The organism is Kocuria palustris (assembly GCF_007666205.1).
Taxonomy (GTDB): Bacteria; Actinomycetota; Actinomycetes; order Actinomycetales; family Micrococcaceae; genus Kocuria; species Kocuria palustris_A.
Genome location: NZ_VDOR01000008.1, coordinates 86,205 through 99,264, shown reverse-complemented (window position 1 = coordinate 99,264; position 13,060 = coordinate 86,205). Strand labels below are relative to the sequence as shown.

Here is a 13,060-nt window from a genome sequence, read left to right as displayed (position 1 = left end):
CAGCGTAGCCAACGCCGGTGATGACGAGCGAGCGCCGCCTCCTCCGCTTCCGGTGGCGCGAGCGGGGCCGATTCCGAGAGGGCTCAGGAGCGGCTGCTGCGACCGGGCCGCTTCCACGGCAGCGAGACGACGACGAGCCCCACGAAGGTCAGCGCGGTGCCGAGCACGGTCAGCGGGGCGACGACCGCTCCGGAGGTCGGCACGAGCAGGTCCAGCAGCAGGGCTCCGGTGAGCATCCCGGCGGTCAGGGACAGGCTCGTGCGCAGGATGCCGATGATCCGCGAGAGCACCGCCCCTGCGGCCACGAACAGCACGCCGCACAGGCCGCCGAGGTAGAGCCACCACTGCGGCGGGAAGTGCCACGGGGGCAGATCGGCGACCGCGCGGTGGATCGCCGTCGCGACGATCAGCGTCAGCACGCCGGCGGCGAAGTTGATGAAGGTGGGCGTGATGGGCGTGCCGGCCTCGGCGCCGATCCGGCCGTTGAAGGCGGTCTGCAGCGCCGAGCCGAGACCGGCCAGCACCGGCAGCAGGACGAGCGCCAGCAGGGCGGTCGTGCTGCGGGTCTGCCCGCCGTCCTCGGCGCCGAAATGCGGCAGCTGCGCGATCACGACGGCCGCCACGATGATCGCGGTGCCGACGATCCGCCAGCCGGTCAGCGGCTTCACGCCGCCGGGGCCGATGCCCGCGCGGTCGACGCCGAGACCGCCGACCGACTGCCCCACGACCATGCCCAGGATGAAGACGGAGACCCCCACCAGCGGTGTCGCGACGGTCTGCACGACCACCAGGAAGGCCCCGAAGACACCGGAGAGCAGGAAGATCCAGGGCAGCCGCCCCAGCCGGAACGAGCGGGCGGCGGTGACGAGCCCGCGGCGCCCCGCCGGGGTGAGGAGGCTCCCCAGGGCGACCAGCACGAACCCCACGCTGAAGCCCGTGAGCCCGGCGGCCACGGCATCGCCGGTGCGCGCGCCGAGCTCGCCGTTGACCCGGGACTGGACGGCCATCGCACCGCCGGCGAGCACCGCCGCGATCTGGGCGATCAGCACCACCGCGGGGCTGTGGGTCTCCTGCGGGGCCCGGGTCACGACGACCTCCTCCTGCGCCGGGGCGGATGCGAGGTCATCGCGGCGCGGGTCCTGCGCGTCCGCTGCCGCGGAGTCGGGCCGGGGCCGGGAGCCGGGCTGGGGCTGGGAAGGGCGTGAAGAGGGCACCGGATCAGGCTATCCCCGCCGGGCCGCCCGCGCGCCGGCACCGCGGCGATGACCGGGGACGTGCGGGGCCGTGCGGGACAATGGGGGCATGACGACGGACAGCACCCCCGAAGAGCTCCCCATCCGCGACGAGATGATCCGCCTGGGCCAGGCCCTCAAGCTCGGCAGCCTCGTGGAGGACGGCGCCATGGCCCGCGCCGTCGTGGAGGACGGCGCGGTGCAGGTCAACGACGAGGTCGAGACCCGGCGCGGCCGCCAGCTCCACGACGGCGACGTCATCGCCTTCGACGGCGCGTCGCTGGTGATCCGCACGCAGGGCTGAGCGGGCGGGCGGCGGACGGCGAGCCGCCGTCAGCGGCCGAGGACGTATCGGGTGAGGTACTCGCTGACGTGGCCGATCTCCTGCGGCGAGACGCTGTGGCCGATGCCCTGGTAATGCACCTTGGTGACGTCGGCGTGGTCGAGCAGCCACTGCGCCGTCATGTCCACGAACTGCGCATTGACGATCGGGTCCTGCGGATCACGGCCCCAGAACAGGCGGAAGGGCTTGCGCTCGAGCTCGTCGTCGCGGAAGAGCTCCAGCGGCTCGGGCACCGTGAAGCCGGACAGCCCGATCACGGCGTCGACCTCGCCGGGCAGCGCGCGCACGAGCGAGGTCGCGATCGACATCCCCTGGGAGAAGCCCAGCAGGGTCGTCGACGCGCGTCCCCTGGCCTGCTCGCGCAGCCAGTCCACGAGCGGCTCGACCGCCCGGCGGATGAGATCGCTCGAGAAGGCCTCGTCGTCGTAGAGCGGGTACCAGGAGTAGCCGGGGGGCTGCGGCAGAGGCGCGCGCACGGAGGCCACCACGAAGTCCTGCGGCAGCTGCGGGACCAGGCCCATGAGGTCCTGCTCGTTCGAGCCGAAGCCGTGGAAGAGCACCAGCAGGGGCGCCTCCGGGGACTCGGCGGGATCGCGGTTCCAGATCACGACGGGGTTCTCGCTCATGGCCCCCATCATGGCATCGGCTCGGGGCGCCGATGTCCCTCCTCGAGGGCATCGGCCGTCGTGACGACCCGTCCGTGCAGAGGCGGGGCAGGGCCGCGGCTCAGTCGCGCAGCAGGGTCTCGCGCACCAGCCGGCCGATCTGCTCGTGCTCGATCAGGAAGCCGTCGTGGCCCGCAGGCGAGACGATGGAGCGGTGCGGGACCTCGCCGGGCAGCAGCCGCGCGAGCTGCTCGGACTCCTCCGGCAGGTACAGCCGGTCCGAGTCGACCGAGGCCACGAGCCACCGGCAGGTCGCCGCGGCCAGGGCCTCGTGCACTCCCCCGCGGCCGCGCCCGACGTCGTGGCCCATGAGCGCCTCGTTGAGCACCAGATACGAGTTGGCATCGAAGCGGCCGACGAGCTTGGCGGCCTGGTGGTCCAGGTAGCTCTCGATCGCGTAGCGGCCGCGTCGTCGTCCCGGCGCCGCCGGGCCCGGGTCCTCGCCCGGCTGGGCGGCGTGGCCGAAGCGCGCGTTGAGATCGGGAGCCGCGCGGTAGGTCGTGTGGGCGATCCGCCGGGCGAGCCCGAGCCCGGCGGAGGGGATGACGCCGTCGTAGTAGTCCCCGCCGCGGAAGTCGGGGTCGGTGCGGATCGCGATGTCCTGCGCCTGGCCCCAGGCCAGCTGCTCCGCCGAGGCCACCGCGGTCGCGGCGATCACGGCGCACGCGCGGACGGCCTCGGGGAGCGTCGCCGCCCATTCGAGCGCCCGCGCCCCGCCCATGGACCCGCCGATGACCAGGCGCCACGATCCGATGCCGAGCTGCTCGGCCAGGCGGGCCTCGGCGCGCACGGAGTCGCGGATCGTCACGGAGGGGAAGGCCGAGCCCCACGGCAGACCGGCCCCGTCGCGCCCCTCCGGGATGATCGACGACGGGCCCGTGGAGCCGTAGCAGCCCCCGAGCATGTTGATCGAGACGACGAAGAACCGATCGGTGTCGATCGCCCTCCCCGGCCCGACCAGCCCGTCCCACCAGCCCGGCGCCTCGGCCGAGACGCGGTCGAAGGAGGTCGCGTCGTCGGCCACGCGGCCGCGCGTGACATGGGTGTCGCCGGTCAGCGCGTGCGGGACCAGCACCGCGTTCGAGGCGTCGTCGTCGAGCGTCCCCCAGGTCTCGTAGGCCAGCTCGACGTCGGGCAGCACCGCACCGGACTCCAGCTCGACGTCCCCGATCCGCGCGCGCTGCAGCAGCCCCTCGGTCCGGAAGGGCTGCTGCGAGCGCGGTGCGAGGCCCTCGGCGATCGTCACGTCAGGCCGCTCCGCCCGCGGCGCGAGCGCCGACGGCGGCGAAGCCGAGCTCGAGATCGGCCAGGATGTCGTCGATGTGCTCGAGCCCCACGGACAGGCGCACGAAGCCCGGGCCCGCCCCGGCGGCGAGCTGCTCCTCCGGAGAGAGCTGCGCGTGCGTCGTGGAGGCGGGGTGGATGACGAGCGAGCGCACGTCGCCGATGTTCGCGACGTTCGAGTGCAGGCTCAGGGCGTCGACGAAGGCCTGGCCGGCCCCGGAGCCGCCCGCGAGCACGAAGCCCAGGATCGAGCCCGCGCCCTTCGGGACGTACTTCTGCGCGCGCTCGTGCCACGGTGACGACTCGAGGCCCGCGTAGGTCACGGATTCGACGCCCTCGTGGCCCTCGAGCCAGGTCGCGACCTTCCGGGCGTTCTCGACGTGGCGCTCCATGCGCAGCGAGAGGGTCTCGATGCCCTGCTCGATCAGGAACGCGTTGAACGGGGAGATGGATGCTCCCAGGTCGCGCAGCAGCTGGGTGCGGATCTTGAAGGCGAAGGCGACGTTGGCGCCGAACGGCCCGTTCTCGCCGAAGACCTCGCCGAACACCACGCCGTGGTACGACTCGTCGGGCTCGACGAAGCCGGGGAAGCGCTCGGGGCAGCGGGTGTAGTCGAAGCGCCCGGAGTCCACGACGAAGCCGCCGATCGACGTGCCGTGACCGCCCAGGAACTTGGTGGCCGAGTGGACCACGACGTCGGCCCCGTGCTCGATGGGGCGCAGGAGGTACGGGGTCGCGACCGTGTTGTCCACGATCAGCGGGACCTCGGCGTCATGGGCGATCTGCGCGACCGTCTCGACGTCCAGGACGTCGCCGCGCGGGTTCGGGATGGTCTCGGCGTAGAAGGCCTTGGTGTTCGGCCGGACGGCATCGCGCCAGGCCCGGGGGTCGTCGGGATCGGCCACGAACGTGGTCTCGATCCCGAGCCGGGACAGCGAGTGCTTGAAGAGGTTGAACGTCCCGCCGTACAGCGACGGGCTGGCCACGATGTGGTCACCCGCTCCCGCCACGTTGAGGACCGCGTAGGTCGTGGCGGCCTGCCCGGAGGCGACCATGACCGCCGCAGTGCCGCCCTCGAGCGAGGCGATGCGGTTCTCGACGACCTCGGCCGTGGGATTCGTCAGCCGCGTGTAGATCGGGCCGACCTGGCTGAGGGCGAAGCGCCCGGCCGCGGTCTCGGCATCCGGGAACACGTAGGACGTGGTCTGCTGGATCGGCAGAGCCCGGGCTCCGGTGACCGGATCGGGCTCCTGGCCGGCGTGGATCTGGCGCGTCTCGAAGCTCCAGCCCTGCGGGGCGGAGGGGGTGGGCTGCTGTGCGGACATCTCGGCGACTCCTTGGGTCTTCCGGGGCCGCGGACCGAGGTCCGACGCACCCGTCGGACCGGGTGCCGTGACCCGCGCTTGCCGTGCCGCGTGCGCGGCCGGCCCGGTCCTCACCCAGGGCACCCCACCGCGGAAGGAGGGTTGCCGGCCAGCTAGCTGGGGCTTGTCGCTGGCTCTCGTGACCTGGTGCCCATTCTCGGACGACGGCGGCTCCGGTGCAAACCCGTCCGCGGCGATGTCCCGCCCGGGGGCCGTCGGGGCCGCGCCGCCTCAGAACAGCAGCGGGCCCGCCAGGAAGCCGACCGCGTCGAGCAGGAAGTGGGCGACGATCAGGGGCATCACGCGCCCGGTGCGCCGGTAGATCCACAGGAAGACCAGGCCCATGACCACGTTGCCCAGCGCGGGGCCCACGCCCTGGTACAGGTGATAGCTGCCCCGCAGCAGCGCGGAGCCGAGCAGCACGGCCGGCCAGCTCCAGCCCACCCGCAGCAGGCGGTCGGCCAGGAACACGACCACGATGATCTCCTCGACGAGCGAGTGCCGCACCGCCGAGGCCAGCAGCAGCACGACCTCCCACCACGACGTGCCGCCGGCATTGGTCACGAGCTCCGCCGTGATCCCGAGCTCCCGCCCCGCCTGGTAGAGCCCGAGGGTTCCCAGGCCCATCACGGCGAACAGCAGCGCGCCCAGGCCCAGGTCCGCCAGCGGCATGCGCAGGTCGAGCCCGATCCGCCGCGCGACGGCCGGCAGCTGCCCCGCGGAGCCGGCCAGCAGGTACAGGGCCAGCAGCGGCGGGGCCAGTGCCAGGACGATGCCCAGGACGCGGCGCAGGGCGTCGAAGACCGGTGTGCCGGCCTGCGGCGCGTTCATGCTCGCGCTCGACTCGGCGATCGAGCTGACCGCCAGCGTCTCGGCGAGGTCGAGGATCGACCACAGCGCGCTGGCTCCCAGGGAGACCCCGAGCACCAGCGCGATCTGCAGCCACAGGTCCGCGCGCCGCGCCCCGAAGGACGGTGCGGTCGTCTCGGCGTCGTCGCGATCGGTCATGGCCTCCATTGTGGGGCAGCGGCTGCCGGCACCGGGGCCGGGCCGGCGGCCAGGGCGCAGGACGCGGCTGTGCTGTCGGCGGGGATTCCTACGATGGCGGGCATGAGCCCACAGCACCGCGAGCCCTCGACCGCCCCGCCCGTCGCACCTCGTCGGCAGCACGTGCGCGAGTTCCACGGCGATCGCTTCGAGGACCCGTACGAGTGGCTGCGGGACACGCAGTCCCCGGAGGTCCTCGCGCACCTGGAGGCCGAGACCGCCTTCGCGGAGTCCTCGACCGCCCGCCTCTCCGGGCTGCGCGAGACGCTCTTCCAGGAGGTCAGGTCCCGCGTGCAGGAGACGGATCTGTCCGTCCCGTGGCGCCGCGGGGACTGGTGGTACTTCTCCCGCACGGTCGAGGGCGGGGAGCATGCCGAGCAGTGCCGCGTCCCGGCCGATGCTCCCGGCTCGGGATCGCGGGACTGGGAGCCGCCGCAGGTCGCGGCGGGCGAGCGGCTGCCCGGCGAGCAGACCCTGCTGGACGGCAATGCCCGCGCCCGGCCCCACGGCTTCTGGTCCCTGGGCGCCTTCGACGTCACGCACGACGGCACCCGGATGGCCTGGGCCGAGGACACCACGGGAGACGAGCGCTTCACGGTGCGCGTCCACGACCTCGCGAGCGGGCGCACGCTCGACGACGAGATCCCCGGCACGTCGTACGGCGCCTTCCTCTCCCCCGACGGCCGCGCCGTCTACTACACCGAGGTCGACGACGCCTGGCGGCCGTGGCGCCTGCGCCGGCACGTCCTGGGCACCCCGCTGTCCCAGGACCGCATCGTCGCGCAGGAGGACGACCCCGGTCTGTGGCTCGGTGCCGAGCTGTCCTCGGACCGCCGCTGGATCGTGATCGAGGCCGCGTGCTCCGAGTACTCCGAGATCGCGATCCTGCCCGCCGACGCCCCGGCCGACGAGCCGCCGCGGATCGTGGTCCCGCGCTCGGAGAGAGTGCTCGCCGCGGCCGAGCCCCTGCGGATCGACGGCCGCGACGTCGTCCTCCTGCAGCACGACCACCAGGCACCCGACGCCCGCCTGAGCCTCGTCGAGCTGGAGCGCATCGGCGGGGCCATGGACGCCCTGCAGGCCGTGGACGTCGTGGCTCCGCGCGAGGGCCTGCGCGTGCTGGGCTTCGCGGCCACCGAGCACCACCTGGTGGTCGAGGTCCGCGAGGACACGCTGCCCGGTCTGCGCGTGCTGCCGCTGGCCGGGCTGGGCACGGCCAGGCAGCCGGAGCCGGCGGTCCTGGACGTCCCGGGCGAGCTGACCGCCGTGTCCCTGACGCATGCGGAGCCCGACTCCCCCGTGCTGCGCTTCACGGCCGAGTCCTTCGTCATTCCCCGGCGCGTCTTCGACCTCGTGCTGGACTCCCCGGCCCGCGAGCTGCCCGAGCCCGTGCTGCGGCGCCGCCAGCCGGTGCAGGGCGGCTACGACCCGTCGGCCTACACCGTGCAGCGCGACTGGGCCGAGGCCCAGGACGGCACGCGCATCCCGCTGACCCTCATCCGCCGCGCCGACTCCGCCGAGCCTGCTCCTGCGATCGTCTGCGCCTACGGGTCGTACGAGATCAGCATGGATCCCTCGTTCTCCTACTCGCGGATCTCCCTGCTGGACCGCGGCGCGGTCTGGGCGATCGCGCACGTGCGCGGCGGCGGCGAGCTCGGCCGCCGGTGGTACGAGGGGGGCAAGAAGGCCGTCAAGCAGCGGACCTTCACCGACGTCGTGGCGGCGACCCGGCACCTGGGCGCTCGGGAGGACATCGACCGGGATCGGGTGGCCCTGATGGGCGGCTCCGCGGGCGGGCTGCTCGTGGGGGCCGTGCTGAACCTCGCCCCGGAGCTCTACTGCGCGGCCGTGGCGGCAGTGCCGTTCGTGGACCCGCTGACCTCGATCCTCATGCCCGAGCTGCCGCTGACCGCTCTCGAGTGGGAGGAGTGGGGCAACCCCCTCGAGTCCGCCGACGTCTACCGGACCATGAAGGCCTACTCCCCCTACGAGAACGTCGCCGCCCGCGACTACCCGCCGATCCTGGCCGTGACCTCGCTGCACGACACCAGGGTGCTCTGCGTCGAGCCCGCCAAGTGGATCGCGGCCCTGCGCCACGCGAATCCGGAGCGGGCCGAGCAGCTCCTCCTGCGCATCGAGATGGCCGGCGGCCACGGCGGCGCCTCGGGCCGCTATCAGCAGTGGCGGGACAACGCGTGGGAGGACGCCTGGGTCCTGGAGCGCCTGGGACTGGCCTGAGCCGGATCAGTCCGCACGGCCCCGAGCCGGACGCGTGCCCGCGCGCTCCAGGAGCAGCACGACGGGGATCAGCAGCAGGTGCCCCGCGCTGACCACGCCGGCGGCGGTCCAAGCCTCGATGGCCTGGGCCGGCCAGGACGGCAGCGCGGCCGCGGCCGCCGCGCCGGCTCCGACATGCCACCCCAGCGGCATCCACAGCGCGCCCGTGCGAACGGCGGCCCAGGCCAGCACGAGGCCCATGACCAGCAGGCCGGCCACCCGGGCGCCCAGCCAGCCCCAGGTGCCGTCGGTGGTCAGCAGCAGCGGAAGGCTCCCGAACGCCGAGAGCCCGCCCGAGACACCGATGACCGTCGCCGTGCCCCATCGCGCCTGGGCCAGACGCAGCAGCGCGCCCCGGTGGACGACCTCCTGCGCGCCCGCCCACAGGGCCGCGATGACCGCCGGTCCCGCGGCGGCGGCGCCGGCGGCCGATCCGGAGGCCGCCGCCCCGGCTGGGCCCGACGACTCCACGGCATCCGCCCCCGCGAGCACGGCGGCCGCGATCGCGGCGAGCGCACCGCCGAGGACGAGCGCCGCGAGGCCGCCGAGCGGGCCCTGCGCCGCGGACTGCCGCTGCGAGCGCTCCGGGAAGCCCAGCGCTCGCCCGGGCGCCCGGGCCAGGAGGAACCAGATCAGCAGCACGGCGATCGGCAGTGCGACGAGGACCCATTCCCATGGCGCATCCCATCGCGCCAGGCGCAGGGACAGCACGTAGGAGGCGATGATCGCGGCGATCACCGCCCACAGGGCGCGGTGATCTCCGCGGTATCTCCAGATGGTGACCATGCTGCTGCCGGCTCCTCGGGTCTCGCGTCGGTGTGCGCTGCCGATCCTCTCAGCCCGCGGGCGGCTCCGCCTCCGCAGCCGCCGGCCCGGCAGCTCCCGGGTGCCGCTCCAGGAGCAGCACGAGCGGGACCACGAGCAGCGACCCGGCGATCGACACCGCCGCGACCGGCCACAGGGCAGCGACCTGGGGCACCCACACGAGCTCCACGAAGACGCCGGCCAGATTCGATCCGGCATGCCATCCCAGCGGGATCCACAGCGCCCCGGTGCGCACGGCGGCCCAGGCCAGGACGCTCCCCAGGACCAGCAGCTCGGCGCAGCGCAGCCCCAGCCAGGTCCAGGAGCCGCTGCCCATCAGCAGGTTCGGCAGGTGCGCGGCGCAGAACAGCAGCCCGCTGAGCCCGATCACGAGCGCAGCGGGCCACAGCGGCAGCGTGAGCCGCACGAGCACGCCCCGGTAGACCAGCTCCTCCGGAAGGGCCGCGGCCAGCACGCCCAGGACCACCGCACCCAGCGCGGCGAACACCCCGGCGCGCGGCAGCCAGACACCCAGCGGGACGGTGGCTCCGGCGGCCAGGAAGACCACCGCCGACCCGCCGCTGAGCGCCGCCGCGCACAGCAGCGCGAGCAGACCGGCCGCCGGCCGCTGCGCCCGGGAGCGGCCGCCGGGGGGCGGGAAGCCCAGCTCGCGCAGACCGCCGCGGGCGCCGAGGAACCACAGCAGCAGCGCCGCCAGGGGCAGCACCGCGATCGGCGCCGCCCACGGCCCTCCGGAGACGGCCAGGCCGAGGCACAGCATCGGAAGGGCGACCAGCATCCCCACCACGGCCGCGGTCGTGCGCACCCGCCTGATCCTGCTCCCCTGCCGCGCCCGGCCGGCCACGGCCGCGCGCCCGGACGCACGGCGTCCGGGCGCGAGGCCGCCCCGTGAGGCGGGGCGATGCGATCGGGGGCCCGTCAGGAGACCCCGAGCTTCTCCAGGATCAGCTCGCGGACCCGACCGGCATCCGCCTGGCCCTTGGTGGCCTTCATGACCGGGCCGATCAGGGCGCCCACGGCCTGGACCTTGCCGCCCCGGACCTTCTCCACGACATCGGGCATCTGGGCCATGGCGTCGTCGATCGCGGAGACCAGGACCCCTTCGTCCGAGACGACCGCCAGGCCGCGCTGCTCGACGATCTCGGCCGGCGAGCCCTCGCCCTCGGCCACGTGGCCCAGGACCTGCTTGGCGATCTTGTCGTTGATCGTCCTCTCGCCGATCAGCGTCTCGATCTCGGCCACGTGCTGAGCGGTGATGCCCAGGTCCGCGATCTCGACGCCGGAATTGTTGGCCAGGCGGGCGATCTCGCCCATCCACCACTTGCGGGCGGCGGCCTTGGAGGCGCCGGCCTCGATCGTCGCGGCGATCTCGTCCGTCACGCCCGCGTTGACGACGTCGCGGAACTCCTCGTCGGAGTAGCCCCACTCCTTCTGCAGCCGCGCGCGGCGCTGCGCCGGGGGCTCGGGCAGGGCGGCGCGCAGCTGCTCGACCCAGGCGGGGTCCGGGCATACCGGGACCAGGTCCGGCTCCGGGAAGTAGCGGTAGTCGTCGGCATCCGACTTGGGACGGCCCGACGTGGTCGAGCGCGTGTCCTCGTGCCAGTGGCGGGTCTCCTGGACGACCCTCTCCCCCGCCTTGAGCACGGCGGCGTGGCGCTGGATCTCGTAGCGCACGGCCCGCTCGACGGAGCGCATCGAGTTCACGTTCTTGGTCTCGGATCGGGTGCCGAACTCGGTCGAGCCCTTGGGCATGAGCGAGACGTTCGCATCGCAGCGGACGTTGCCGCGCTCCATGCGGGCGTCGGAGATGCCGAGGTCCTTGACGATCTCGCGGATCGCCTTGACGTAGGCCCGGCCCAGCTCGGGCGCCCGGTCCCCCGCCCCGACGATCGGCCGGGTCACGATCTCGACCAGGGGCACGCCGGCACGGTTGTAGTCGACCAGGGAGAACTCGGCGCCCTGGATGCGCCCCGCGCCGCCCATGTGGGTCAGCTTGCCGGCGTCCTCCTCCATGTGGGCGCGCTCGATCTCGATGGTGAACGGCGTGCCGTCCTCCAGCTCCACGGTGAGCTCGCCGTCGAAGGCGATGGGCTCGTCGTACTGCGAGGTCTGGAAGTTCTTGGGCGTGTCCGGGTAGAAGTAGTTCTTCCGCGAGAAGTGCGAGACAGGGGCGATCCGGCAGCCCAGGGCGAGCCCGAGCTTGATCGCGTACTCGACGGCCCTGCCGTTGACCACGGGCAGCACGCCGGGCAGACCCAGCGACACGGGCGTCGTGTTGGTGTTCGGCTCGTCGCCGAACGTGTTCGGCGCCCAGTCGAACATCTTGGTCTCGGTGTTGAGCTCCACGTGGACCTCGAACCCGAGCACGGGGTCGAAGTCCTGCATGGCCTCCTCGAACGACAGGATCGGATCGCTCATTTGGCGCCTCCCTCGGTGGTCTCCGACAGCTTCTCCAGGGCGTCGACGACGTCCGGCAGGTCCTTCCGGATCGGCCCGCCGTTCGTCTGCTCGAGCAGCGCCTCCAGGCCGGCGGCCGCGCGGTACAGGCGCACGTCCTGCCGGGCCGGGGCCATGAACTGGAGGCCGACCGGGAGCCTGTCCTCCGGCGAGAGCCCCGCGGGGATCGAGATGGCCGGGATGCCCGCCAGGTTGGTCGGGATCGTGGCGACGTCGTTGAGGTACATCTGCATGGGGTCCGCCTGCTCGTCCACGGAGCCGAGGGGGAAGGCGGTCGTCGGCGCCGTGGGCGAGACCAGGACGTCGACCTGCTCGAAGGCCGCGTCGAGATCGCGCTGCACGAGCGTGCGGACCTTCTGGGCCGAGCCGTAGTAGGCGTCGTAGTAGCCGGCCGACAGGGCGTAGGTGCCCAGGATGGTGCGGCGCTTGACCTCGTCGCCGAAGTTGGCCGCGCGGGTGGCGGACATGACGCGCTCGATCGTCACGCGTCCGTCCCGGGGCAGCACGCGGTGCCCGAAGCGGACGCCGTCGTACTTGGCCAGGTTGGAGGAGACCTCCGAGGACATGATCAGGTAGTAGGCCCCCAGCGCGTACCGGAAGTTCGGGGTGTCGATCTCGACGACGGTCGCGCCGGCCTGCTCGAGGGCCTCGACGGCCTCGCGGAAGCGCTGCTCGACCCCGGCCTGGAAGCCCTCGCCGGTCAGCTCCCTGAGCACGCCCACCCGCAGGCCCTTGAGCCCGCCCTCGGCGGCGCCCTCCCGAGCGGCCTCGGCGAAGCCGGCGGCCGGGTCGGTGAGCGACGTGGAGTCCTCGGGATCGTGGCCGCCCACGACCTCGTGCAGCAGCGCGGCGTCCAGGACGGTGCGCGAGCACGGCCCCACCTGGTCGAGCGACGACGCCATGGCGATGACGCCGTAGCGCGAGACGGAGCCGTAGGTGGGCTTGACGCCGACCGAGCCGGTGACGGCCGCGGGCTGGCGGATCGAGCCGCCGGTGTCCGTGCCCAGCGCCAGCGGCGCCTGGTGCGCGGTGACGGCCGCGGCCGAGCCGCCGCCGGAGCCGCCCGGGATGCGGGTGGGATCCCACGGGTTGCGGGTCACGCCGAACGCGGAGTGCTCCGTGGTGGAGCCCATGGCGAACTCGTCCAGGTTGGTCTTGCCCAGGATCGGCATGCGGGCCGCGCGCAGCCGCTGCGTCACGGTGCCGTCGTAGGGGCTCATCCATCCCTCGAGCATGCGCGAGGCGGCGGTGGTGGGCTGGCCCTTGGTGACGATCAGGTCCTTGACCGCGATCGGCACGCCGGCCAGCTCCGGCAGCTCCTGGCCGGCCGCCCGGTCCCGGTCCACCTGCTCGGCGACCTCGAGGGCCTCCTGGGCATTGACGTGCAGGAACGCGTTGAGACCGGTCTTGCCGGCCGAGCGGTCCTGGTCGTCGACGGCGCGGCCGTCGGTGGCCTCGATGCGATCCAGATGGGCCTGCACGGCCTGCACGGAGGTGATCTCGCCGGCGCGCAGCCGCTGGGCCAGCTCGGCGGCGGGCAGTTCGATGATGTTCTCGCTCATATCG

The 13,060-nt window shown here is 73.5% G+C and carries 11 protein-coding genes and 1 riboswitch; of the genes, 2 read left to right on the top strand and 9 right to left on the bottom strand.

Translation table 11 applies throughout. The annotated features are described in order from the left end of the window. Positions 1–83: 83 nt before the first annotated feature. Positions 84–1,214, bottom strand: a complete 1,131-nt coding sequence (locus FSY66_RS08970; protein ID WP_144793920.1) for a DMT family transporter — start codon at positions 1,212–1,214, stop codon at positions 84–86. An 88-nt stretch (positions 1,215–1,302) separates the two neighbouring features. Here FSY66_RS08970 and FSY66_RS08965 point away from each other — a divergent pair, with 88 nt between their 5' ends. Further along, on the top strand, positions 1,303–1,536 hold the full coding sequence (locus FSY66_RS08965) for an RNA-binding S4 domain-containing protein (protein ID WP_144793917.1): 234 nt from the start codon (positions 1,303–1,305) through the stop codon (positions 1,534–1,536). A 29-nt stretch (positions 1,537–1,565) separates the two neighbouring features. On the opposite strand, the gene FSY66_RS08960 is transcribed toward FSY66_RS08965, so the two are convergent. The 4 genes from FSY66_RS08960 to FSY66_RS08945 all read right to left on the bottom strand — a co-directional run bounded on the left by FSY66_RS08960 (position 1,566) and on the right by FSY66_RS08945 (position 5,896). Then, entirely contained in the window at positions 1,566–2,201 is a 636-nt protein-coding gene (locus FSY66_RS08960) for an alpha/beta hydrolase (protein WP_144793914.1), read from the bottom strand. A 100-nt stretch (positions 2,202–2,301) separates the two neighbouring features. Beyond that, a complete protein-coding gene (metX, locus tag FSY66_RS08955) occupies positions 2,302–3,486 on the bottom strand; it encodes a homoserine O-acetyltransferase MetX (RefSeq protein WP_396350893.1) in 1,185 nt (394 codons plus the stop codon). 1 nt (position 3,487) lies between these two features. Continuing rightward, positions 3,488–4,849, bottom strand: a complete 1,362-nt coding sequence (locus tag FSY66_RS08950) for a bifunctional o-acetylhomoserine/o-acetylserine sulfhydrylase (RefSeq protein ID WP_144793911.1) — start codon at positions 4,847–4,849, stop codon at positions 3,488–3,490. A gap of 69 nt (positions 4,850–4,918) precedes the next feature. Further along, a riboswitch (SAM riboswitch) is annotated at positions 4,919–5,033 on the bottom strand. An 86-nt stretch (positions 5,034–5,119) separates the two neighbouring features. Continuing rightward, positions 5,120–5,896 carry a CPBP family intramembrane glutamic endopeptidase gene (locus FSY66_RS08945; protein WP_144793908.1) on the bottom strand — a complete coding sequence of 259 codons (777 nt, stop codon included), beginning with the start codon at positions 5,894–5,896 and terminating at the stop codon, positions 5,120–5,122. 102 nt (positions 5,897–5,998) lie between these two features. Here FSY66_RS08945 and FSY66_RS08940 point away from each other — a divergent pair, with 102 nt between their 5' ends. Beyond that, positions 5,999–8,173: a S9 family peptidase gene (locus FSY66_RS08940; RefSeq protein WP_144793905.1), complete on the top strand. Its 2,175-nt coding sequence runs from the start codon at positions 5,999–6,001 to the stop codon at positions 8,171–8,173. 6 nt (positions 8,174–8,179) lie between these two features. Here the strand turns inward: FSY66_RS08940 and FSY66_RS13035 are convergent, their stop codons facing one another. The 4 genes from FSY66_RS13035 to gatA form a co-directional block, all read right to left on the bottom strand. Next, entirely contained in the window at positions 8,180–8,998 is an 819-nt protein-coding gene (locus FSY66_RS13035; RefSeq protein WP_144793902.1) for a CPBP family glutamic-type intramembrane protease, read from the bottom strand. A gap of 49 nt (positions 8,999–9,047) precedes the next feature. Further along, complete coding sequence (locus FSY66_RS08930; RefSeq protein ID WP_144793898.1) at positions 9,048–9,842, bottom strand: CPBP family intramembrane glutamic endopeptidase; 795 nt, start codon at positions 9,840–9,842, stop codon at positions 9,048–9,050. Positions 9,843–9,955: 113 nt separating this feature from the next. Further along, positions 9,956–11,455 carry an Asp-tRNA(Asn)/Glu-tRNA(Gln) amidotransferase subunit GatB gene (gene gatB / locus FSY66_RS08925; RefSeq protein WP_144793895.1) on the bottom strand — a complete coding sequence of 500 codons (1,500 nt, stop codon included), beginning with the start codon at positions 11,453–11,455 and terminating at the stop codon, positions 9,956–9,958. Continuing rightward, the gene (gene gatA / locus FSY66_RS08920) at positions 11,452–13,056 is read right to left on the bottom strand and encodes an Asp-tRNA(Asn)/Glu-tRNA(Gln) amidotransferase subunit GatA (protein ID WP_144793891.1); all 1,605 of its coding nucleotides are present in this window, start codon (positions 13,054–13,056) and stop codon (positions 11,452–11,454) included. Before gatA ends, gatB begins: the two co-directional genes overlap by 4 nt. Positions 13,057–13,060: the final 4 nt, after the last annotated feature.